This window comes from Gordonia spumicola, assembly GCF_009932475.1.
GTDB lineage: Bacteria > Actinomycetota > Actinomycetes > Mycobacteriales > Mycobacteriaceae > Gordonia > Gordonia spumicola.
In genome coordinates this window covers 518,142-542,138 of sequence record NZ_BJOV01000003.1, presented here as the reverse complement: position 1 = coordinate 542,138, position 23,997 = coordinate 518,142, and the positions used below count along the sequence as shown (strand labels likewise).

The following is a 23,997-nucleotide window of genomic DNA, read 5'->3' as shown; positions in this document are numbered from 1 at the left end:
GAACCAGCGCGCGCCGCGCGCACCGTATTCCCGGGTTCGGCCGCCACCCCGGTGCCGATCCGGTCTGTCCCGGCGAATTGCGTGGAAGGTTCCCCGATTTGGTCGATCGGGGTCGGAATCGGGGTCGAGTCGTCCGAATCGGGGAACCTTCGGCGGAGATGCGTCAGTACAGGATGATCAGATCGGTGCGGAGGTCCTCGGGTTCGGTGACCGACGGGTCATTGACGTAGATCTCGATGACGCCGCGCGGGTCGCCGCCGCCGTTCACCCGGTGGACCTCGAACAGCGACTCCCACGCCGAGCTGATGCCCTCGTAGGCGCCGATGTGGCTCATGATCAGGGCCTTGCCGGACGGGAACACGCCGTTGTCGACGCCTTCGACGTCGACGGGGGCGTCCACGGGAAAGCCGAGGGTGAGGTCGAAGACGTCGTGGGGATCGCCCTCGTACAGGCCGTAACCGGGGCCGACGGGCCTGCAGCCCGCGAGGACCTGGAACGACTCGTCGAAGATGTCCCGGATGTCCTCCATCCGGACGTCGTAGAACGACTGCGTGACGACGCGGATGTCGTCGGGCAGCGTCACCTCCATCGGCTGCAGGAACGACTCGTCGCGGAAGAACAGCGGGATGCTCATGCCCGACAGGGTACGTCTGCGCCTGCAGAGCCCGCACGGCTCGCGGCACAATGGTTTCGTGATTCAGGATGATCTGGTCGTCGACACCCACTACGGTCCGATCCGCGGCGTCGCCACCGAGACGCTCGACGTCTGGCGCGGCGTCGCGTATGCGCGGCCGCCGGTCGGCGACCTGCGGTGGCGGCACGCCGTCGACCCGATCGCGCACACCGACGTGGTCCCCGCGGACACGTTCGGCCCGGTGTGCCCGCAGCCGGTGATGCCGGTGATCGAACTGAACGAGGGCGCACGGCAGGAGGAAGACTGCCTGTACCTCAACGTGTCGACACCGCGCGGCGCGTCCCGCAGCGATGACAGGCTTCCGGTGATGGTGTGGATCCACGGCGGGGCCTACCTGTGCGGCGCCGGATCGCAACCGCTGTACGACGCGACGTCCCTGATCGGGGCGGGGCTCGACGCGGGGACGCCGGTCGTCGTCGTGACGATCAACTACCGGATGGGCGCGTTCGGTTTCGTCGACTTCTCGTCGTGGTCGGGCGACGGGCAGACGTTCGATGCCAACTGCGGAATGTCGGACGTCCTCGCCGCACTCCGGTGGGTGAATCTGAACATCGCGGGCTTCGGCGGAGACCCCGGCAACGTGACGGTCTTCGGGGAGTCCGCGGGCGGCGGCATCGTCACGACGCTCCTGACGATGCCTGCCGCGGAGGGCCTGATCCATCGAGCGATCGCGCAGAGCTCGCCCGCCACATCCGTCTACGGGCCCGACCGCGCCGCCCGCTACGCGCGGGCCATGCTCGATCTGATGCCCGCCGACAAGGTGACTCCGGAAGCGCTGCGTGACATCCCGGTCGGCGCGCTGGTCGCCGCGTCACAGCAGATGTTCCTCTCGGTGCCGCGCGAGCATCCCGGCACCATCGCCCACACTCCGATCGTGGACGGCGACCTGATCCCCGACGACCCGCTGCGCGTCTACGAGGCCGGGCGGGCACTGCCGGTGCCGCTGATGATCGGCACCAACCGGCACGAGACGTCGCTGTTCAAATGGATGTCGTCGCCCCTGATGCCGGTCAAGGCGGAGCACGTCGACGCGATGTTCGCTCTCATCGGAACCGAGCAGCCGCACCTCCCGCTGCCCGAACCGGAGCACCTCGACGAGTCGTATCAGCACGTCAAGGCCAAGGTCCGGAGCATGGCGATCTCCCGCGACATCGGATTCCGCATGCCTGCCCTGTGGATCGCCGAAGCCCACAACGCCCGCGCGTCGGTCCACCTGTACCGCTTCGACTGGGCGACGCCGCTCCTGCGGTTCATCGGCTTCGGCGCCGCCCACGCGACCGAGGTGCCGTACGTGTGGGGCAACCCGTCGACGACCAAACGCGATCCGATGTACCGACTCGGCGGGCGCCCCACCGGCGACGAGGTCACCAGGCGGGTGCAGGGTCGGTGGCTGGCGTTCGCCACGACGGGCGATCCGAACATCGACGACTCCGCCCGCTGGAACCCGTACACGGCCGACGATCACGCGTCGCTGCGCATCGGCGCGGACGACTCCGCCGCCGTCGGCCTCGACGATGCGATGCTCCGCGCCTGGGGCGACGAGGTGCTGAGCTTCCAATGACGGTCACCAGATTCGGCTCAGACTCCCTGTTCGACGGCGGCTTCGCCTACGGTTCACGCGTGCCCGCGGGACGGACTCTGTTCACGGCGGGTGTCTCACCGCTCGACGCGGCGGGCGCGATCGTGTCGCCGGACGATCCCGTCGCCCAGGCGACGCACGCCGTCGGACTGCTCACAACGCTTCTCGCGGAACAGGATTCGACGCCGGCCGACATCGCCAAGTTGACCGTCTACGTCGAGACCGCCGATCGCGGTGTGATCGCCGACGTGTGGCGGGCCGTGGAGGCAGCGTTCGACGGTTCCACCCCGCCCGCGGTGATCGTCGCCGTGACCGTGCTGCCGTACCCGGGTCAACGGGTCGAACTCGACGCCGTCGCGGTGACCCGATGACGCGGCCACGGATCGACGACGCGCAGCGGCGGGCCCGATTCCAGCGCAGGCATCTCCTCGAGTCGTCGACGGGCGCATCGCCGGTGCAGATCGCCGACGCCGTCGTCGGACTGCACGCGACCACGGCGTCGTCCGTGCATCTCGCGGCCTGGGCCCGCAATCACGACATCGCGGCGTCGGACGTCGACGCGGCGCTCTACGACGAGCGGAGCGTCGTCAAACAACTCGCGATGCGGCGGACGCTGTTCGTGATGAGCAGGCCGGTCCTGGCCGACGCCGTCGGGGCCGTCGGCAGCCGCGTCGCCGCATCCGAACGCACCAACATGCTCCGTGACCTGCGGCGCGACGACGGTCCCGCCGATCCCGAGGCGTGGCTCGAGCGGGCCCGCACCGCGGTCCTCGACCTCCTGGACGGCACGGAACTCGTCTCCGGACAGGTGCGGAAGGCGCTCCCCGGTCTCGACATCTCGATCATGCGTGACGTGGGCAAGTCGTACGGAGGAGCGTCCCCGATGCTCCCGCGAGTCCTCAATCACCTGGCGGCGGCCGGTGATGTGGTGCGCGGACACAACCGTGCGGGTTGGACGGCGTCCAAGCCGGGGTGGACGTCGATGACGTCATGGCTGGGCGGACCACTGGCCGAGGTGACCCCGGACGACGGCCACCGCGACCTCGTCGAACGCTGGCTCCGTTCGTTCGGCCCCGGCAGCGAAGCCGACATCGTCTGGTGGCTCGGGTCCACCAAGACCGCCGTGCGCAGGGCGCTCTCGGCCCTCGACGTGACCGAGGTCGACCTCGACTCCGGCGACACCGGCTACCTGATGTCCGACGACGTCGACCCCGTCGAACCGGTCGCGCCACGGGCGCTGCTGCTGCCCGGCCTCGACCCGACGACGATGGGGTGGCGTGGCCGCGACTTCTACCTCGACCCCGGGCACGTCCGGCACCTGTTCGACAGCAATGGAAACGGCGGGCAGACCGCGTGGTGGGACGGCCGGATCGTCGGAGGCTGGGTGCAGGAGGGCGACAGTGTGCGCGTCCAACCGCTCGAGGACCTCCCCGTCGCTGCGGTGAAGGCCCTCGACGCTCGTGCGGCCGACCTCGCCGACTGGCTCGGCGACGTCCGTCTCAGTCAGGGTGCTTTCGCGTCGCCGATGATGCGTGACGTGAGGCCTCGCTGAGACCCCGGGTCGCCTCACAGGAACCTCCCAGCGTTCGGCCAGCGAGGGGATAGGGGCCGGGTGCACCATGGTGATCATGACCGTGAGCGCATCAGCCAACCCTGCAAAGGTCCTCGTCGTCGACGACGAGGAGAACATCCGGGAACTGTTGTCGGTATCGTTGAAATTCCAAGGACACGAGGTGCGCTCGGCGGCGGACGGTCCGCGCGCGATCGACGTCGCGCGGACGTTCAAACCCGATGTGCTGGTGCTCGACGTGATGATGCCGGGGATGGACGGCTTCGGCCTGCTGCGTCGGCTCCGGGCCGACGGCATCGAGGCCCCAGCCCTGTTCCTGTCGGCGCGCGATTCCGTCGAGGACAAGATCAACGGCCTCACCGTCGGCGGCGACGACTACGTGACGAAGCCGTTCAGCCTGGAAGAGGTGGTCGCCCGGCTCGGCGTCCTGCTTCGACGCAGCGGTCACGGTGAGGAGAAGGAAGCGTCGTCACGGATCGTCTTCGCCGATCTCGAACTCGACGAGGAGACGCACGAGGTCCTCAAGGCCGGGGAACTGGTTCCGCTGTCGCCGACCGAATTCACCCTGCTCCGGTACTTCATGGTCAACGCGGGGACGGTGTTGTCGAAGCCGCGGATCCTCGACCACGTGTGGAACTACGACTTCGGCGGCGACGTGAACGTCGTCGAGAGTTACGTGTCGTACCTGCGGCGCAAGATCGACACCGGTCCGACGCGGCTCATCCACACCCTGCGCGGAGTGGGCTATGTGATGCGCGAACCTCGATGAACGCGATCGCCCGGCGCATGCGGGCCATGCCGCTGCGGGTGACGCTCGTCGTGTCGACGGTGATCCTGGTGCTTGCCGGGCTCGGGGCGTCCGGTGTCGCAGTCACGTCGGCGATGCGCGCCGACCTGGTGTCCCGCGTCGACGAGGGACTGAACGACGCGATCCACGGGTGGGCACGTCCGCCCGCCATCCGCGACGACGATCAGCCGGGGCCGCCGGGGCTGCGTCGGCCCAAATCGCAGTACTACCTGGCGTCCACCCTGCCCAACGGGTTCCAGCTCGTCTTCAACGACTTCGGGTCGTCGCCCGACCAGTCGTCACTGCCGTCGGGGGACGTCGGACCGACCACGGTCCGGTCGGTCGGATCGGGGCCGGAGTGGCGGATCGCGAAGAGGCAGCAGAACGGCGCGACCGTCGTCATCGCGATCCCGCTCAGCGACGTCGATGCGACGATGTCGCGGCTGATCTGGCTGCAGGTCGGCGTCGGCTGCATCGTGGTGCTGCTCATCGGAGTGCTCAGCTACCTGTTGGTCAGATCGAGTCTGCGGCCGCTGCGGCGCGTCGAGGAGACGGCCCACGCCATCGCGGGAGGCGACCTCCACCAGCGTGTGCCCGCCCGGCCCGCCAACACGGAGGTCGGGAGTCTCGGCGAGTCGGTGAACGCGATGTTGGCGCAGATCCAGAGCGCGTTCGCCGCGACGGCCGCATCCGAACGTCAGGCCCGAGAGTCCGAGGAGAAGATGCGCCGGTTCGTCGCCGACGCGTCTCACGAACTGCGGACGCCGCTGACCTCGATCAAGGGATTCGCCGATCTGATGACGCTCGGCGCGGTCAGCGACTCCGGCGACGCCGTCCGCCGGATATCGGGTGAGGCCGACCGGATGACGATGCTCGTCGAAGACCTCCTCATGCTCGCCAGGCTCGACGCGCAACGTCCGCTCGACGATTCGCCGGTCGACGTCCTCGCGCTGCTCGTCGACTCCGTCGAGGCGGCGCGCGCGTCGGCCCCCGGTCGTGAGATCACTCTCGACCTCGCCGGATTCGAGCCGACGGCGCAGGTCGAGGGCGACCGTCTCCGACTCCGGCAGGTGCTCGGCAACCTCCTCGGCAATGCCGTCGCGCACACGGGCGACGACGACCGGATCACCGTGTCCGCCCGGATCGACGACGGGGAGGTCGTCGTCAGCGTCGCCGACACGGGACCCGGGCTCTCCTCGGACGAGGCCGAGCACGTCTTCGAACGCTTCTACCGGGGCGACCCGTCTCGCCATCGCGATCAGACGGCGTCGGGCAGCGGACTGGGGCTGTCGATCGTCGCGGCGCTCGTCGCGGCCCACGGCGGTCGCGTCGGCGTCCGGTCCGAGCCCGGACACGGCGCCGAGTTCTGGTTCGCGTTGCCGAGCGCGAACACCGCAGACCCTCGGTAGTGTCGGGGCATGGCCTCGGTTTTCACGCACATCATCAACGGCGACCTGCCCGGACGTTTCGTCTGGAAGGACGGGCAGAGCGTCGGTTTCCTGACCATCAACCCGGTGACCCCCGGACACGTGCTCGTCGTCCCCCGCAAGGAGATCGACCACTGGGAACAGATCGACACGCCGACCTTCACTCACCTGTCCGACGTGTCGCAGAAGATCGGTCGCGCCGTCAAGGACGCATTCGACGCTCCCCGCATGGGGCTGCTCATCGCGGGTCTCGAAGTGCCGCACCTGCACATCCACGTGTTCCCGGCGCACTCCCTCGAAGCGTTCGATCTGACGAAGGCCGATCCGAACCCGTCGCCGGAGTCGCTGGACGACGCCGCCGACCGCATCCGCACGTCGCTCCGCGCATTGGGCTACGGCGAGAACGTGCCGGGCTGACCGGCCCACATCGGCTCCCGGTTAAGCTCGTCCGATCAACCGACAGCGGGAACGGGAGAGGGTGTGGAAGTCGACGGGGCCCTGTCGCGACGGGCATTGCTCAAGGGCGCCGGTCTCGCCTTCCTCGCGGGCGGAGTCGCCGCGTGCTCGGCGGGCACACCCGCGGTCACCGAGGTGTCGGCGGTCACCCGGCCGCTGCCCATTCCACCGATACTCGCCCCGAGCACTCGTCGTAAGACGAAGACGTTTCGGCTGACGGCGCAGGCCGGGACCAGCGAGATTCTCGCCGGCGCCCGGACCGCGACGTGGGGATACAACGGATCGCAGCTAGGACCGACGATCCGCGTGGCCCGCGGCGACGACGTCCGCATCAAGGTCGTCAATGGACTGCGAGAGTCGACGACGGTCCACTGGCACGGGCTCCACACACCGCCCGAGATGGACGGTGGACCGGACCAGCCGATCGCGCCTGGGCGCGGCTGGGAAGCGCGCTTCCGCGTCCGACAGCAGGCCGCGACCCTCTGGTACCACCCGAACGCGCGCGGCTCGATGACCAGACAGATCCACCGCGGACTCGCCGGAATGCTGATCGTCGACGACGCCGCCTCCGCACGCCTGGACCTTCCGAAGGAGTACGGCGTCGACGACGTCCCCCTGATCCTCCAGGACAAACTGTTCACCGCCGACCACTCACTGGACGAGAAGATCGATCCCGACGTCGGAATCGTCGGCGAGACCGTCACGGTCAACGGAATCGCTTCCCCTACTTTCACCGCACGCACTCGACGTGTCCGCTTCCGGATCGTCGACGCCGCGACCGCGCGCGTCGTCAACCTCGCGTTCTCCGACGACCGACGCTTCACGATCATCGCCTCGGACGGCGGGCTGCTCGACGAGCCGCAGACCGTCAGCAGCATGCTGCTGAGCCCGGGGGAGCGGGCGGAGATCGTCGTCGACCTCATCCCGGGCGAGACCCTCACTCTCCGCACCGTTCCGTTCGCCGCGAGCATCGGGCTGGGCGACGACGCGCCCGACATCGGACAACTGGACGAACTCGACCTGATGACGATCGTCGGGCCACCGCCGACGACGTCCACCGCGCCGGCTCTGCCGTCCGCGCTCAACCCGACGGTCCGGACCAGCCCATCGGTCGGGATGGCGAAACGTCGCTTCGTCGACCTTCAGTGGTTCCAGATCAACGGCCAGATCGCCGATCCCCACCGGACCGACGCCGTCGTCGCCGTTGGAGCCTACGAACGGTGGACGGTCCGGAATCGGGACTCACGAGTGGAGAACCTTCACATCCACGGAACCCAGTTCAGAGTCCTGTCGGCGGGCGGCACCGCCTCCCGTGTGCAGACGTCGGGCTGGAAGGACACGGTCCTCGTGCCTCCGGGCGCCCGGATGGACCTCGCCGTCAGATTCATCGACTACACATCGACGCGAGTCCCGTACGTCTTCGGCAGTCAGCTCGCGCTCAACAACGACCAAGGCATGGAGGGACGACTCCTCGTGGTTCGACCGGGGAGCACAGTCGCCGACGCGCGTGGGCGCAGGCCGAAGCGCCCGAAACCGCGATGACCAGGCGATTTGGCATTCCCGGCCCCGATGCGTAACTTATATCGAGTCCGCAGCGGCCAGGCCGCGAAAGACGAACTCCCTCCAAACCTCCTCTACGTCGGGTCGCGAGATTCCGGCTGGGGTTGCTTGGTGGGACCGGCCTTCTAGCCGACACCGACGATTTGCACTGCGGGTCGCGGAGACGCTAGGCTGGAAAAGTTGGCCGCGAGCCGGTCAGCGTACAATGCAAGTTCACTGGAGTTCAGTCCCTGTTTGTGGGGATCGGTGCTGGTGGGTGTGTGTTCTTTGAGAACTCGATAGTGTGTAAAATAGATGTTCTTGTGCCACATATTTTTTTGGTTTGTGGCATGAAGGATTGATGGACAGATCATGGTTCCTTGGTGGACGATGATGTTTTTGATTGAATTCTTGTCAGTTTTTTGGATTTGGTCAGGTTGTGCTTTCTGGCTTGTGCTGAAATTGCGGTCTTCGGGTCGTGTTTCTGTATTTTTTGTTGGAGAGTTTGATCCTGGCTCAGGACGAACGCTGGCGGCGTGCTTAACACATGCAAGTCGAACGGAAAGGCCCTTTCGGGGGTACTCGAGTGGCGAACGGGTGAGTAACACGTGGGTGATCTGCCCCAAACTCTGGGATAAGCCTGGGAAACTGGGTCTAATACTGGATATGACCTTCTGCTTCATGGTGGATGGTGGAAAGCTTTTGCGGTTTGGGATGGGCCCGCGGCCTATCAGCTTGTTGGTGGGGTAATGGCCTACCAAGGCGACGACGGGTAGCCGACCTGAGAGGGTGATCGGCCACACTGGGACTGAGACACGGCCCAGACTCCTACGGGAGGCAGCAGTGGGGAATATTGCACAATGGGCGCAAGCCTGATGCAGCGACGCCGCGTGAGGGATGACGGCCTTCGGGTTGTAAACCTCTTTCGCCAGGGACGAAGCGCGAGTGACGGTACCTGGAGAAGAAGCACCGGCCAACTACGTGCCAGCAGCCGCGGTAATACGTAGGGTGCGAGCGTTGTCCGGAATTACTGGGCGTAAAGAGCTCGTAGGCGGTTTGTCGCGTCGTCTGTGAAATTCTGCAACTCAATTGCAGGCGTGCAGGCGATACGGGCAGACTTGAGTACTACAGGGGAGACTGGAATTCCTGGTGTAGCGGTGAAATGCGCAGATATCAGGAGGAACACCGGTGGCGAAGGCGGGTCTCTGGGTAGTAACTGACGCTGAGGAGCGAAAGCGTGGGGAGCGAACAGGATTAGATACCCTGGTAGTCCACGCCGTAAACGGTGGGTACTAGGTGTGGGGTCCATTTCACGGATTCCGTGCCGTAGCTAACGCATTAAGTACCCCGCCTGGGGAGTACGGCCGCAAGGCTAAAACTCAAAGGAATTGACGGGGGCCCGCACAAGCGGCGGAGCATGTGGATTAATTCGATGCAACGCGAAGAACCTTACCTGGGTTTGACATACACTAGAAAGCTATAGAGATATAGCCCCCCTTGTGGTTGGTGTACAGGTGGTGCATGGCTGTCGTCAGCTCGTGTCGTGAGATGTTGGGTTAAGTCCCGCAACGAGCGCAACCCTTGTCCTGTATTGCCAGCGGGTTATGCCGGGGACTTGCAGGAGACTGCCGGGGTCAACTCGGAGGAAGGTGGGGATGACGTCAAGTCATCATGCCCCTTATGTCCAGGGCTTCACACATGCTACAATGGCGCGTACAGAGGGCTGCGAGACCGTGAGGTGGAGCGAATCCCTTAAAGCGCGTCTCAGTTCGGATTGGGGTCTGCAACTCGACCCCATGAAGTCGGAGTCGCTAGTAATCGCAGATCAGCAACGCTGCGGTGAATACGTTCCCGGGCCTTGTACACACCGCCCGTCACGTCATGAAAGTCGGTAACACCCGAAGCCGGTGGCCTAACCCCTTGTGGGAGGGAGCCGTCGAAGGTGGGATCGGCGATTGGGACGAAGTCGTAACAAGGTAGCCGTACCGGAAGGTGCGGCTGGATCACCTCCTTTCTAAGGAGCAGACAACACCCAACGCCCACTCGAACGCAGCTGGGGTTGGTGTTTGTTCATAGGGTGAAACACAAGAACCCACCGTGATGGTTGGGCGCCGCGAGAGTCGGTGTTCTGCTGGTGGTTGCAGTCGGGTGACTGGCTGTTGTCTTTTTGCACACTATCGGGGTTCTGAGAGAACACGCGCTGTCCTGCCCTTGTGGGGGTGGGTGGTGGTTGTTGTCTCTGCTCGCTGACATTCCGCCACGTCGTGTGGTGTTGGGTGTGGGTGGGTGTGTGTTGTTTGAGAAGTGGATAGTGGATGCGAGCATCTTGAAATATAGGTGTCGTATTGCAATTTCAAAATGTATGTTGATTTTTGTGATGTCCACATTCGTGCCGCACGAAGCTGTGATGGCCTTTCGGGGTTGTTGTGGTGGGGTGGTGGTGTGTTTGTGGGTGTTGTTGTAAGTGTTTTAGGGCGTTCGGTGGATGCCTTGGTACCAGGAGCCGATGAAGGACGTGGTAGGCCGCGATAGTCCTCGGGGAGTTGTCAAACGAGCTGTGATCCGAGGGTGTCCGAATGGGGAAACCCAGCACGAGTTATGTCGTGTTACCCACCCTTGAATATATAGGGGGTGTGGAGGGAACGTGGGGAAGTGAAACATCTCAGTACCCACAGGAAGAGAAAACAATAGTGATTCCGTGAGTAGTGGCGAGCGAAAGCGGATGAGGCTAAACCATGCGTATGTGATACTCGGCAGGGGTTGTGCGTGTGGGGTTGTGGGAGCATTATTGGTGCGTCTGCCGGCGTGTCGGCCAGTAAGAAAATCGTGTGTTAGGTGAAGTGGCCTGGAATGGTCTGCCGTAGTGGGTGAGAGTCCCGTAACTGAAAACGCGCGGTCTGGTTGTAGTGTTTCCCAAGTAGCAGCGGGCTCGTGGAATCTGCTGTGAATCTGCCGGGACCACCCGGTAAGCCTAAATACTTTCTGGTGACCGATAGCGGACTAGTACCGTGAGGGAAAGGTGAAAAGTACCCCGGGAGGGGAGTGAAATAGTACCTGAAACCGGACGCTTACAATCCGTCAGAGCCTTCCCTTTTGGGGTGGGGTGATGGCGTGCCTTTTGAAGAATGAGCCTGCGAGTTAGTGCTCAGTGGCAAGGTTAACCCGTGTGGGGTAGCCGTAGCGAAAGCGAGTCTGAATAGGGCGCCCCAAGTCGCTGGGTCTAGACCCGAAGCGGAGTGATCTACCCATGGCCAGGGTGAAGCAGAGGTAAGACTTTGTGGAGGCCCGAACCCACTTCAGTTGAAAATGGAGGGGATGAGTTGTGGGTAGGGGTGAAAGGCCAATCAAACTCCGTGATAGCTGGTTCTCCCCGAAATGCATTTAGGTGCAGCGTTGCGTGTTTCTTACTGGAGGTAGAGCTACTGGATGGCCGATGGGCCCTACAAGGTTACTGACGTCAGCCAAACTCCGAATGCCGGTAAGTGAGAGCGTGGCAGTGAGACTGCGGGGGATAAGCTTCGTAGTCGAGAGGGAAACAGCCCAGATCGCCGGCTAAGGCCCCTAAGCGTGTACTAAGTGGAAAAGGATGTGGGGTCGCGAAGACAACCAGGAGGTTGGCTTAGAAGCAGCCACCCTTGAAAGAGTGCGTAATAGCTCACTGGTCAAGTGATCCTGCGCCGACAATGTAGCGGGGCTCAAGTACACCGCCGAAGCCGCGGCACTCACACATGTACATCGGCCACTTTTGTGGTCTAGTGGTGTGGGTGGGTAGGGGAGCGTCCTGCATCCGTGGAAGCGCCGGAGTGATCTAGGTGTGGAGGGTGTGGGAGTGAGAATGCAGGCATGAGTAGCGAAAGACAAGTGAGAAACTTGTCCGCCGAATGACCAAGGGTTCCTGGGCCAGGTTAATCCGCCCAGGGTGAGTCGGGACCTAAGGCGAGGCCGACAGGCGTAGTCGATGGACAACGGGTTGATATTCCCGTACCCGTGTATCCGCGTCCAGTGGCGAATCATCTGTACTAACCATCCAAAAGCATCTTTTCGACCTTTCGGGGTTGTCTGGGTGTGGCTGCGTGGGACCTTGGGTGTAGTAGTCAAGTGATGGGGTGACGCAGGAAGGTAGCTGGGCCAGTCAGTGGTTGTACTGGTGTAAGCCTGTAGGGAGTGACATAGGCAAATCCGTGTCGCACATAATCCTGAGAGGTGATGCGTAGCCCGTTGGGGTGAATTCAGTGATCCTATGCTGCCGAGAAAAGCCTCTAGCGAGTTGGTACATGGCCCGTACCCCAAACCGACACAGGTGGTCAGGTAGAGAATACTAAGGCGATCGAGATAACTGTGGTTAAGGAACTCGGCAAATTGCCCCCGTAACTTCGGGAGAAGGGGGACCACGGCTGGTGAACGCCTTTGCGGTGGGAGCTGGTGGTGGTCGCAGAGACCAGAGAGAAGCGACTGTTTACTAAAAACACAGGTCCGTGCGAAGTCGTAAGACGATGTATACGGACTGACGCCTGCCCGGTGCTGGAAGGTTAAGAGGACCGGTTAGTCACTTTTGGGTGGCGAAGCTGAGAATTTAAGCCCCAGTAAACGGCGGTGGTAACTATAACCATCCTAAGGTAGCGAAATTCCTTGTCGGGTAAGTTCCGACCTGCACGAATGGCGTAACGACTTCTCTGCTGTCTCAACCACAGGCTCGGCGAAATTGCAGTACGAGTAAAGATGCTCGTTTCGCGCGGCAGGACGAAAAGACCCCGGGACCTTCACTATAGCTTGGTATTGGTGTTCGGTACGGTTTGTGTAGGATAGGTGGGAGACTGTGAGGCTGGCACGCTAGTGTTGGTGGAGTCGTTGTTGAAATACCACTCTGATCGTATTGGGCTTCTAACCTCGGACCCTGATCGGGTTCAGGGACAGTGCCTGGTGGGTAGTTTAACTGGGGCGGTTGCCTCCTAAAGTGTAACGGAGGCGCCCAAAGGTTCCCTCAGCCTGGATGGCAATCAGGTGTTGAGTGTAAGTGCACAAGGGAGCTTGACTGTGAGACGTACATGTCGAGCAGGGACGAAAGTCGGGACTAGTGATCCGGCACCGGCAAGTGGAAGCGGTGTCGCTCAACGGATAAAAGGTACCCCGGGGATAACAGGCTGATCTTCCCCAAGAGTCCATATCGACGGGATGGTTTGGCACCTCGATGTCGGCTCGTCGCATCCTGGGGCTGGAGTAGGTCCCAAGGGTTGGGCTGTTCGCCCATTAAAGCGGCACGCGAGCTGGGTTTAGAACGTCGTGAGACAGTTCGGTCTCTATCCGCCGCGCGCGATTAGAAACTTGAGGAAACCTGTCCCTAGTACGAGAGGACCGGGACGGACGAACCTCTGGTGTGCCAGTTGTCCTACCAAGGGCACTGCTGGTTAGCTACGTTCGGAAGGGATAACCGCTGAAAGCATCTAAGCGGGAAGCCTGTTCCAAGATGAGGTTTCTCACCACCTTCGGGTGGGTAAGGCCCCCTACAGACTATGGGGTTGATAGGCCAGAACTGTAAGCATAGTAATGTGTTCAGGTGACTGGTACTAATAGGCCGAGGACTTACTAACAACACTCACACACTTTGTTTTTGAGTGTGTTCGCATCCACTATCTACTTCTGAAACAACACACGACCGTCACCTGGGTTGGTGGTGGTTGTTGATAGTTTCATATTGTTTCGGTGGCTATAGCGGAGGGGAAACGCCCGGCCCCATTCCGAACCCGGAAGCTAAGCCCTCCAGCGCCGATGGTACTGCACTTTAGTCAGTGTGGGAGAGTAGGACACCGCCGAACTCAACTTATTCGAGCCCCTCAACCCTTGTGGTTGAGGGGCTCGAATGCTTTCTACACCCGATACACTGGGCGGATCATGAACCGCGTCAAAGTACAGGCAGCACTCACCTGGCGACCCGTGCTCGCGCTGACGATTCTGGCGTTCTCGACATTCGTGTCGCTGAGCACGTACTGGCGTGTCGTGCGGGCGGGCGGAAACGACCACCAGACCGGCGACTGGCTCATCAACTATTCGGCCGGATTCATCCGACGCGGATTCATCGGCGAGATCCTGCGCTTCGCCTACCCGGACGACCTGCTCGTCGCGACAGCGATCCTCCAGATGACTCTCTGGCTGCTTTTTGTGGCCTTCGTCGTCTACCGCCTGCGCAAAGACGAATGGTCGTCGACGTCGATCCTCCTGTGGTGCGGACCGGCAGCGGTCCCGTTCGCGGGCTGGGACCCGCAGGGCGGACTCCGCAAGGAGATCATCGCGTTCCTCGCACTCGCCGTGATGAGTCTCGCCGCCGACCGAGTCGGCCGTGCACGAATGCTCCTCGTATCCGCATCGTGCGTCATCTGGGCGGTGTCGCTCCTGTCGTGGGAGGCGACGGTCGTCCTCCTGCCGACCCTGCTCATCCTGTGTCGGCGAGCGTTCGGCGACGACCGGAAGCAGTGGCGGATCGCCGGTACGTCGATCCTCGTCGTCTCGGCGGCCGCCGTCGGCGCGAGCCTGGCAGCCCCCGGCGGAACACGGGCGGCGGCCGGGATCTGCGACGACCTGCTGAGTCGCGGGTTCGACAAGCAGATCTGCGACGGATCGATCCGGTGGCTCGGCTACGACCTCCAGTACGGGTACGACTACACGATCGGGTTCATGCCGCAGAACCTGTACTTCGTGCCCCTCGCCGCGCTCGCACTGCTGCCGGTCTGCTGGCTGGGACGGTTCTGTGAGCGACGGTGGTGGTGGCCCGCACAGATCGCGGTCATCCTGTCCCTGTCGCTCATCGCAGCCGACTACGGACGGTGGATCCACATGGCGGCCATCGCCACCGCGTTCCTCGCCCTCGGCCGCACGGAGGGACGATCAGAACCGCCCGCGGGACTCGTCGTCGTCTACCTGCTCGGCTGGGGCGTGCAACACGCGCTGTTCGGAACCGCGACGACCCCGGTGTGGCGCGGCGGGTGGATGACGTTCGTCCAGCATTACCTGCCCTAGGCGTCTCCTAGACGGTCTGGTGGATCACCATCGGCGACACGGCGGTGGCGCCCGCCGCACGCAAGGCTGCCGCCGCCAGGGTCACCGCCCACCCGGTCGCGGTCTCGTCCACCACGAGAAGCACGGCGAGCCCGGCCACGTCGGCAGGCGCCGACCCGAGATGCTCCTTCCAGTACGTCGCCTCGACACCGCTCGTCGCCTCCCTACCCGGTACCTGTCCCGGCAGCACCGGGAACGTCGAGCCGGGCCTGCGGCCGACCGCACGGAGACGGTCTGCCAGATCGGCCGCCACGTCGCCGCCCCGAAGATCGAGGGAGACGATGGCGTCCGGTCGGACGCCGCCGCGTCGTCGCCAGTCGCCGAGAACGGCGACGGCGGACTCCGCCAGATGTCCGCGGGACGCTTCGTCTCCGCGTTTGGCTCCGACGAGGACGTCGCCCCACTGCGGTGCGTCGGCGAATGCGAGGACCCGCCCCGGTTCGGCGGCGAGATCGGGTGGGATCCGACCGCTGCGCGTGAACGATCCCTTCGGCGGCCACATCTTCCGCGGCTCCAACACCTGTGCTTTGCTGCGCAAGACTGCGGAGATGGTCGCGACCGTCTCGTCCTTCGGAGTGGCGTTGAGGCCGGGCGTCAGCTCGCCGCGACACACCGAGCATCGTCCGCAGTCGGCCGCCGCGGGGTCGTCCAACGACTCCGTGAGAAGGCGCATCAGGCACCGCTCTCCGCGGACGTACGAACGCATGATGTCGGCCTCACGGCGTCGTACGGCGAGGACGCCTTCGTAGTGGTCCGCGTCGTAGGTCCACGGCTTGCCGGTGGTCTCCCACCCGTCCGACGTCCGCTCCACCACGCCGTCGACGGCGAGCTGCTTGAGCATCAGTTCCACCTTGCCGCGCCGAACACCGGTCTCCGACTCGAGTGCTACGACGCTCATCGGCCCGCCGGCGCCGGCCATCGCATCGAGCAGGCGCGACATGCGTTTGGGGTCGGGGATGGTCGCGGTCGCGAAATGCTCCCAGATCGCGTCGTCGAGAGCCGATGCCAGCAGCACGACGACGGCCTCGTCGAGCGCGCGTCCGGCACGACCCACCTGCTGGTAGTACGACACCGGCGACGGCGGTGCACCGACGTGCACGACGAACCCGAGGTCAGGCTTGTCGAATCCCATGCCGAGCGCCGACGTGGCGACCAGCGCCTTCACCCGATTCTCGAGGAGCGCGTCCTCCAACCCGTGACGCTCCTCGGCGGGCAGTTGACCGGTGTACGCGGCGACGGGATACTCGTCCCCCCACACCGCACGGATCGCCGCGACGAGCCGATCAGCGTCGGCGACGGTCAGCACGTAGATGATCCCCGACCCGGGGAGGAACGGCATCTCTTGCGCCGCCCAGCCGTAGCGCTGAATCGGCGACAGACCGTCGACGACGTTGAGGTGCAACGATTTACGCGCCAACGGGCCACGCAGGACCAGCGTGGTCCCGCGGTGATCATCCGGCCCGCTCCCTCCGTTCCCGGCGCCGAGCTGTGCGGCGACGTCGTCGGTGACGCGTCGGTTCGCGGTCGCGGTGGTCGCGAGCACCGACGTCTGGGGATTGAGGTTCTGCAGGACGTCCGACACGCGACGGTAGTCGGGCCGGAAGTCGTGTCCCCAGTCGGAGATGGCGTGCGCCTCGTCGATCACCACGAGACCCAGCTTTCCGGCCAGCGCGTTCAGCACTCGAGCCCCGAAACCGGGGTTCGCCAGTCGTTCCGGCGAGACCAGCAGTACGTCGAGTCGACCCGACAGCAGGTCGTTCTCGATCGCGGCCCAGTCCTCGACATTGGCCGAGTTGACGGTCGCCGCGGCGAGCCCGGCACGTCCGGCCGCCGCTACCTGGTCGCGCATCAGGGACAGGAGAGGGGAGACGATCAGCGTGGGGCCGCCGCCGGCAGAACGGATGACTGCGGTGGCCGCCCAGTACACGGCCGACTTTCCCCAGCCCGTCGCCTGCACGACGAGCGCACGTGAACCCGGCGTCGCGAGCGTCGCGACGGCCGTCTCCTGATCGTCGCGCAGCCGGGCGTCCGGTCCCGCGAGAGAGGTGATGACGCGGTCGGCGACGATGCGCTGCGTGTCGGTGAGAACGCTCGTAGTGGACATGCCAACAACTTAACGGTGACCGCCGACACCGTCGAATGCGTTGTCCACAGGCTTGCGTTGGAGTGGACTCCAGCCTCTACCGTGACCACATGACCGATGAACTGAGCATCGCCGACGTCTCCGCCCGCACCGGGCTGTCCCGCGACACGCTCCGCTGGTACGAAGCGGAGGGGCTGATCCCGGCGGTCCCGCGGAACTCGGCAGGAGTCCGGAGGTACGACGACGCGACCATCCGAATGATCGACCTGCTCATGCGGCTGCGGCGTACCGGGATGTCCGTCGCCCACATGCGGGACTTCGTGACGCTCGTCGACCAGGGCGCCCGCACGCACGGCCGCCGCATGCGCGTCCTCGAAGACCATCGCGAAGAGATCGAGGCGCGCATGCGGGAGCTCATCGACGATCTCGACGCGGTCGACGCGAAGATCGCCCACTATCGACGACTCATCGACCACGGCCTCGACTGCGGCGATCAGCCGATCACCGACTCCGACGTCATAGACGAACAACGCAACCGCGAATGAAGGAGAGCACTATGCACACCACACTCCTGGGCGACGGACTCGTCACCTCCGCCCTCGGCTTCGGCGGGATGGGCGTGACCCACGTGTACGGCGGCACCGACGACGAGTCGGCGCTCGCAGTCCTCCACGCGGCCGTCGATGCAGGCATCACGTTCATCGACACCGCCGACGTGTACGGCGAACCGGAGCCCGGGCTGGTCGGGCCCGCGGGCTCCAACGAGCGACTCGTCGGGAAGCTCCTCGCCGATCGGCGCGATGAGGTGAGCATCGCGACCAAGTTCGGCATCACCGGCCGGGCCGAGAAGCCGACCCGCGGCGATGCCGCGTACGCCCGAGAGACCCTGGACGCCTCCCTGACCCGGCTCGGCGTCGACGTGATCGACCTCTGGTACCTGCACCGCCGCGACCCCGACGTGCCGGTCGAGGAGACGGTCGGCGCGATGGCCGAGGCCGTGGCGGCCGGAAAGGTGCGCCACCTGGGGCTGTCCGAGGTGACCGCGGCGGAGTTGCGGGCGGCCCACGCGGTGCACCCGATCGCCGCGGTCCAGAGCGAGTGGAGCCTGTGGTCTCGTGACGTCGAAGCCAACGTGATCCCCGCGTGCGCCGAGCTCGGTGTCGGGTTCGTCCCGTACTCGCCGCTCGGTCGCGGATTCCTCACGGGCACTCTCACTCGCGATCAGGTCGCGGGCGACCTGCGCGGCGGCACCGCCCGCATGGGCGACAACTGGGACGCGAATCAGCGGGCCGTCGACGTCGTCGCGGGTGTCGCCGATCGTCTGGGGGCGACGAATGCGCAAGTCGCTCTCGCCTGGCTGCTGGAGTCGGGGCGACGCGCGGGACTGCCGACAGTGCCGATCCCCGGTACCCGGTCGCCTGCGCGGGTCGCCGAGAACGCCGCGGCCGTCGACCTGCTCCTCGACCAGGACGCGATGACCGCGCTCGGCGAGGTCTCATCGCTGATCCGTGGGACGCGCAACATCGTCGCAGATCCCGCATGGATCTCGTCGGGCCGGGAGTGACGGACATGACCGTGATCCCCGAGAGCCATCGCGACCTGCTGGAACGACCGCTGTACGCACATCTCGCGACGATCCGACCGGACGGACGCCCGCAGGTGAACCCGATGTGGTTCGCGTTCGACGGCGAACACCTGCTGTTCACGAACACCACGACCAGGCAGAAGTACAAGAACATCACCGCTCATCCGGAGGTCGCGGTATCGGTCAACGACCCCGACCAGCCCTACCGCTACCTCGAGGTCCGAGGCGTGTGCGAGCGCATCGATCGCGATGTCGACGGGGCCTTCTTCGCCTCGCTCGCCGAACGGTACGGACTCGCGATGGACGGGCCGCCCGGCGATGTCGCCGACCGCGTGGTGTACCGCGTGGTCCCGGTGTCCACGAGCAGCCAGTAGTCCCTCACAGGAAGCTGACAGGGTGATCGCAGTGGTGTGGGAGGCTCGGCGGCGAATCTAGCTGCCATGACGACGCAACTCGAGCCCGACCCGACAGCGCGCGGCGACGCCGTCGCCGACACCCCACCACCACCGATCCTCGACATCGTCATCCCCGTGTACAACGAGGAAGACGACATCGCGGGCGCCGTCGTGCGTCTGCGCGATCATCTGCACGCCGCGGTCCCGTACACGTCGCGGATCACGGTGGCCGACAACGCCAGCACCGACGGCACCCTGCGGATCGCGGAGGGTCTCGCCGACGACTATCCGGACGTCCGGGTGGTCCACCTCGACCGCAAGGGCCGCGGCGGGGCGCTCAACACGGTGTGGCAGGGCAGCGACGCACAGATCGTCGCCTACTGCGACGTCGACCTGTCGACCGACCTGAACGCGCTCATGCCGCTGATCGCACCGCTGATCTCCGGGCACTCCGACATCGCTATCGGCACCCGGCTGTCCAGGTCGTCACGGGTCGTGCGCGGGCCCAAACGCGAGATGATCTCCCGCTCGTACAACCTGATCCTCCGCACCACGATGCACGCCAGGTTCTCCGACGCGCAGTGCGGGTTCAAGGCCATGCGGACCGACGTCGCGCGCCGTCTCCTGCCCTACGTGGAGGACACCGGCTGGTTCTTCGACACCGAACTGCTCGTGCTCGCCGAACGCGTCGGCCTTCGCATCGCCGAAGTGCCCGTCGACTGGACCGACGACCCCGACAGCTCCGTCGACATCGTCGCGACGGCCGTCGCCGACCTGCGGGGATGCGCCCGCGTCGGGTGGGCGTTGGCGCGCGGGCGACTCCCGATCGCCGAACTCCGCGCGACCCTCGGCCGGGACCGGCTGCCCGGTCCTGCCGTCGACGGTGTCCCCGCTGGCATGGTCGGACAGCTCGCCCGATTCTGCGCCGTCGGCGTCACGTCGACGGTCGTCTACGCGCTCCTGTATCTGATGCTGCATCCGATGGTCGGAGCGCAGACCGCGAACTTCCTGGCGCTCGGCATCACCGCGATCGCGAACACCGCGGCCAACCGACGCTTCACCTTCGGCGTCCGCGGCGCCGAGAGCGCGATGCGCGATCACCTGATGGGTCTGGCCGTCTTCATGTTCGGCTGGCTCGTCACCGCGGGCTCGCTCGCGGCCCTGCACAGTCTCGCTCCCCACGCGGGACGCGGCACCGAACTCGCGGTCCTCGTGACCGCCAACCTGGTGGCGACCGCCACCCGATTCGTAGGCCTGCGGCGACTCTTCGTCGCGCGCGGCCGCACCGGCGAAGGAGCCCCCGCATGACCGCCACCGACACGCTCGACAGGGTCGTCCACGACGACGAGCCGCCGACAGACCCGGACCCGACACCCCACACGTCCGACGGTCCGAGCAGGCGGACGACGATCTGGTCGCTGGCCGTCCTGCTCGTCTCGACGACGGTGCTGTACCTGTGGAACCTGTCGGCCAACGGGTGGGGCAACTCGTTCTACACGGCGGCCATCCAGGCCGGATCGCAGTCGTGGAAGGCCTGGTTCTTCGGCTCGTCCGACATGGCGAGTTCGATCACCGTCGACAAACCGCCTGCGTCCCTGTGGATACCGGCGCTGTCGGTCCGGGTGTTCGGCCTCAACTCGTGGTCGGTGCTGGTGCCCGAGGTGCTGATGGGCGTCGGCTCCGTCGCACTGCTGTACGTCATCACCCGCCGCGTGTTCGGACACTGGGCAGGAATCGGCGCGGGCGCGGTCCTCGCGTTGACGCCCGTCGCCGCGATGATGTTCCGGTTCGACAACCCCGAAGCCCTCCTCATCCTGCTGATGGTCGCCGCGATGGGCGCGCTGCTCAAGGCCGCCGAGTCCGGCAAGCTCCGCTGGATGATCGCCGCGGGCGTCGCCGTCGGGTTCGGCTTCCTCGCCAAGCAGCTCGAAGTGATGTTGATCGTCCCGCCGATGGTGGTCGTGTACTTCGTCGCCGCACCCGGCGGATGGCTGCGCCGCGTCGGCCACCTGTTCGCCGCTCTGGGCGCGCTTATCGTCAGCGCGGGCTGGTGGATCCTGACCGTTGAACTGTGGCCCGCGTCGAGCCGTCCCTACATCGGCGGTTCGCAGAACAACTCGATCCTCGATCTGACCTTCGGCTACAACGGTCTCGGCCGCCTCGACGGCAACGAGAAGGGCAGCGTCGGAGGCGGCGGCCGGATGGGCGGCCAGAGCGGCCGGTTCGCCGACATGGCCGGTCAGCAGGGCTTCCCCGGTGGACCCGGCGGACGCGGCCCCGGCGGCGGGATGTGGGGTCAGACCGGCATCACCCGGATGTTCGACGCCGAGCAGGGCGGCCAGATCGCGTGGCTGATCCCGGCCGCGATCATCCTGGGCGTCGCCGCGCTCGTCGTCATCGGCCGGGCGCCGCGCACCGATCGTCGCCGCGCTTACCTGCTGCTCTTCGGCGGTTGGCTGGCGGTCATGACGTTGACGTTCAGCTTCATGGCGGGCATCTTCCACTCGTACTACACGGCCGCGATGGCGCCGGCCGTCGCCGCGGTGATCGCCGGTTCGGCCGCCGTCGTGTGGCCCGCCCGCGAGAAGCTGTGGGTTCGCCTCGTCCTCGCCGTGTCCACGTGGACGACTGTCGGCTGGGGTTTCGCCCTTCTCGACCGGTCGCCCGAGTTCGTGCCGTGGCTGCGGTGGCTGGTGCTGATCGTCGGCCTCGTCGCAGGCGCCGCGCTCCTCGTCGCACCCGGTAGCGGATGGAAGGACCGGACCCTCGCCGCAGGAGCGACGGCCGCCATCGTCGCAGGTCTAGCAGGTCCTCTCGCCTACACGATCGACACCGTGAACACGGGCAAGGAAGGCGCGATCATCTCGGCCGGACCGCGGGTCGCGGGCGGCATGTTCGGACCCGGCGGACATCATCGAGGCGGATTCGGCGGCATGACGCCACCCGGCATGGGCTCGACGGGCAACCGCGGCGGCATGAGCTTCCCCGGCGGCACGATGCCGGGCGCCACCGGCCCCGGCTCGACGAACTCCGGTATGAACAACCGCGGCATGAACGGTCCCGCGGGCGGACTCCTCAACGGCTCCAAGCCCAGTGACGAGATGGTCGCACTGCTCCGCGACAACGCGTCCGAGTACACGTGGGTCGCCGCGGCCGTCGGTTCCAACGAGGCGTCCGGCTATCAGATCGCGTCCGGCTACTCGGTGATGCCGATCGGCGGATTCAACGGCACTGACCCGTCGCCCACGTTGGCGCAGTTCAAGCAGTACGTCGCCGACGGCAAGATCCACTACTTCATCGAAGGGGGACGCGGCATGATGGGCGGTGGCTCGGAGGGCACGTCAGCCCAGATCAAGGAGTGGATCACCGCCACCTTCACCTCGAAGACGGTCGACGGCGTCACCCTGTACGACCTGACGTCGCCGAAGTAACCGGCACACTCGGGACACGCCCCTCGCGGACAGGCGAGGGGCGTGGATCTCGGAGTTGATGTGAGTGCATGACGGTGTCCCCGCCTGACCTGTCTCAGGCGGGGTACCGCACCACGTCCGTCCCCGGCGGGACGGGCGGACCCGGTGGTGGGGCCGGGATTCGGCAGGCGAGCCATTTCTCGACGGCCGACCCGGATTCGGTGACCCGGTCTCCGAACGTCGGGAGGGCCTTCTCCGGCTGTAGGGCGTGGTTGACCTTCCACGGCTCGTTCGAGCCGGTGGGCCGCCACCCGACCCGGCCTATGAAGGGGCCGGTCTGCAGGATGGTGGTCTCCCATCCGCCAGGCTTCGTCGAGACCGACCTATTGTGGCCGCCGCACGCTCCACCGAGGTGGTCGATGTCGGTGGGGCCGCCGTCTTGCCAGTCCGGCATGTGGTGCGCCTGGGTCTTGGACCACGGGACGGTGCATCCTGGCGCGGTGCACCCGCGATCGCGGCCGAACAATGCGAGCCGTTGGGCCCGGGAGGCGAGGCGTTTGCCGCGCCCGAGGTACAGGATCTGTGCTGAGGCGGTGGCGAACACTTCCAGCCACGGGGTCGCGTCGCCGGCGATCTCGACGAGGTCCTTGACCGGCAGACGAGTCCCGGTGGCGGTGGTCGCGACACCCGAGCGGGATTCGAGATCATCCAGCGACGCGGTCACCACCAGCTGCGACGACAGGGAAGTGCCCTCACCGAGACCGCCGTTGGCGATCAGGAACGTCCACATGGCCTCCAGCGCATCGTGATTGCGCTGCGCTTGCGAACGGGTGTTCCGCTCGGCGGCCGCAGAGAGGGCGTCGGGGTCGACATTGGCCGATGATCCGGAGGGGGACTGTTCGTCGTCGGGATTGTTCATCCCCGGTGCCGCCCATGAGACGAGCAGTGCTTCGAGTTTGGCGCGGGCCGCCGGGGTCAGTTTGGCGCTGATCGCCGACATGAGCCGCCGATCCTGCGGAGCCAGAGTCACACCACGGGTGCGGGCTCGGTCGGTGTCGTCGGTCAACTCACCGTCGGGATCGAGGTGGGCCAGAATCCGCTTGCCGGCGGTGCGGGTCTGCTCGGGAGTCAACGTCCGCGCCACCCCGGCCAACTCTGCTTCGGCACGAGCCTTCACATCGGCGGGGATCGCCGAGGGAATCGCGTCGATGACGTCGACGATCTCCGCGACGTGGTCGAGCGACAGGTCACCATCCGCGACGGCGCCTGCAGTGGCCGGGAGGGTCGGGTCGAGTTGCTCGCCGGAGAAGGCGACCAACGAACTCAGGCTCAACGCCGCATCGGTGCGCTGTTTACGGGCCCGCACCGACAAGCGGAGCTGACCTTCGAGGTACTTGCCGGGCATCTGCGATCCCAACTCGC

At 65.5% G+C, this 23,997-nt stretch carries 16 protein-coding genes and 3 rRNA genes; 16 read left to right on the top strand and 3 right to left on the bottom strand.

Annotated features, from left to right (window positions below):
• Positions 1-163: 163 nt before the first annotated feature.
• Entirely contained in the window at positions 164-634 is a 471-nt protein-coding gene (locus tag GYB83_RS08585; protein WP_161895088.1) for a GyrI-like domain-containing protein, read from the bottom strand.
• 58 nt (positions 635-692) lie between these two features.
• Between GYB83_RS08585 and GYB83_RS08580 the strand changes: the two genes are divergently transcribed.
• The 11 genes from GYB83_RS08580 (at position 693) to GYB83_RS08530 (ending at position 15,063) form a co-directional block, all read left to right on the top strand.
• Positions 693-2,255: a carboxylesterase/lipase family protein gene (locus tag GYB83_RS08580; protein ID WP_228461317.1), complete on the top strand. Its 1,563-nt coding sequence runs from the start codon at positions 693-695 to the stop codon at positions 2,253-2,255.
• Complete coding sequence (locus GYB83_RS08575; protein WP_161895086.1) at positions 2,252-2,644, top strand: RidA family protein; 393 nt, start codon at positions 2,252-2,254, stop codon at positions 2,642-2,644. The genes GYB83_RS08580 and GYB83_RS08575 overlap by 4 nt, the downstream gene beginning before the upstream one ends.
• Positions 2,641-3,825, top strand: coding sequence for a winged helix DNA-binding domain-containing protein (locus GYB83_RS08570; protein ID WP_161895085.1), 1,185 nt, complete (start codon positions 2,641-2,643; stop codon positions 3,823-3,825). Before GYB83_RS08575 ends, GYB83_RS08570 begins: the two co-directional genes overlap by 4 nt.
• Positions 3,826-3,901: 76 nt before the next feature.
• Positions 3,902-4,612 (top strand): response regulator transcription factor, encoded by a 711-nt coding sequence (locus GYB83_RS08565; RefSeq protein ID WP_161895084.1) that lies wholly within the window; start codon positions 3,902-3,904, stop codon positions 4,610-4,612.
• The gene (locus GYB83_RS08560) at positions 4,609-6,039 is read left to right on the top strand and encodes a sensor histidine kinase (RefSeq protein WP_161895083.1); all 1,431 of its coding nucleotides are present in this window, start codon (positions 4,609-4,611) and stop codon (positions 6,037-6,039) included. Before GYB83_RS08565 ends, GYB83_RS08560 begins: the two co-directional genes overlap by 4 nt.
• A 9-nt stretch (positions 6,040-6,048) precedes the next feature.
• Entirely contained in the window at positions 6,049-6,474 is a 426-nt protein-coding gene (locus tag GYB83_RS08555) for an HIT family protein (RefSeq protein WP_161895082.1), read from the top strand.
• A 63-nt stretch (positions 6,475-6,537) separates the two neighbouring features.
• The gene (locus tag GYB83_RS08550; RefSeq protein WP_161895081.1) at positions 6,538-8,055 is read left to right on the top strand and encodes a multicopper oxidase family protein; all 1,518 of its coding nucleotides are present in this window, start codon (positions 6,538-6,540) and stop codon (positions 8,053-8,055) included.
• 490 nt (positions 8,056-8,545) lie between these two features.
• Positions 8,546-10,066, top strand: a 16S ribosomal RNA gene (locus tag GYB83_RS08545).
• A gap of 444 nt (positions 10,067-10,510) precedes the next feature.
• Positions 10,511-13,640 (top strand): 23S ribosomal RNA (locus GYB83_RS08540).
• Positions 13,641-13,748: 108 nt separating this feature from the next.
• Positions 13,749-13,865: ribosomal RNA gene (gene rrf, locus GYB83_RS08535) — 5S ribosomal RNA — on the top strand.
• The 16S, 23S and 5S rRNA genes sit together here, the layout of an rRNA operon.
• A 76-nt stretch (positions 13,866-13,941) precedes the next feature.
• Positions 13,942-15,063: an Rv1490 family membrane protein gene (locus GYB83_RS08530; protein ID WP_161895080.1), complete on the top strand. Its 1,122-nt coding sequence runs from the start codon at positions 13,942-13,944 to the stop codon at positions 15,061-15,063.
• Between the two features lie 7 nt (positions 15,064-15,070).
• Here GYB83_RS08530 and GYB83_RS08525 read toward each other — a convergent pair whose 3' ends face one another.
• A complete protein-coding gene (locus GYB83_RS08525) occupies positions 15,071-17,206 on the bottom strand; it encodes a RecQ family ATP-dependent DNA helicase (RefSeq protein ID WP_161895079.1) in 2,136 nt (711 codons plus the stop codon).
• Between the two features lie 89 nt (positions 17,207-17,295).
• On the opposite strand from GYB83_RS08525, the gene GYB83_RS08520 reads away from it, so the two are divergent.
• The 5 genes from GYB83_RS08520 to GYB83_RS08500 all read left to right on the top strand — a co-directional run bounded on the left by GYB83_RS08520 (position 17,296) and on the right by GYB83_RS08500 (position 22,596).
• On the top strand, positions 17,296-17,730 hold the full coding sequence (locus tag GYB83_RS08520; protein ID WP_161895078.1) for a MerR family transcriptional regulator: 435 nt from the start codon (positions 17,296-17,298) through the stop codon (positions 17,728-17,730).
• Positions 17,731-17,741: 11 nt separating this feature from the next.
• The gene (locus tag GYB83_RS08515) at positions 17,742-18,749 is read left to right on the top strand and encodes an aldo/keto reductase (RefSeq protein WP_161895077.1); all 1,008 of its coding nucleotides are present in this window, start codon (positions 17,742-17,744) and stop codon (positions 18,747-18,749) included.
• Positions 18,750-18,754: 5 nt separating this feature from the next.
• Entirely contained in the window at positions 18,755-19,144 is a 390-nt protein-coding gene (locus GYB83_RS08510) for a PPOX class F420-dependent oxidoreductase (RefSeq protein WP_161895076.1), read from the top strand.
• 66 nt (positions 19,145-19,210) lie between these two features.
• Positions 19,211-20,473, top strand: a complete 1,263-nt coding sequence (locus tag GYB83_RS08505; protein WP_161895075.1) for a bifunctional glycosyltransferase family 2/GtrA family protein — start codon at positions 19,211-19,213, stop codon at positions 20,471-20,473.
• Positions 20,470-22,596 carry an ArnT family glycosyltransferase gene (locus tag GYB83_RS08500; protein ID WP_161895074.1) on the top strand — a complete coding sequence of 709 codons (2,127 nt, stop codon included), beginning with the start codon at positions 20,470-20,472 and terminating at the stop codon, positions 22,594-22,596. Before GYB83_RS08505 ends, GYB83_RS08500 begins: the two co-directional genes overlap by 4 nt.
• A gap of 94 nt (positions 22,597-22,690) precedes the next feature.
• Here the strand turns inward: GYB83_RS08500 and GYB83_RS08495 are convergent, their stop codons facing one another.
• Entirely contained in the window at positions 22,691-23,980 is a 1,290-nt protein-coding gene (locus GYB83_RS08495) for an HNH endonuclease signature motif containing protein (RefSeq protein WP_161895073.1), read from the bottom strand.
• Positions 23,981-23,997: the final 17 nt, after the last annotated feature.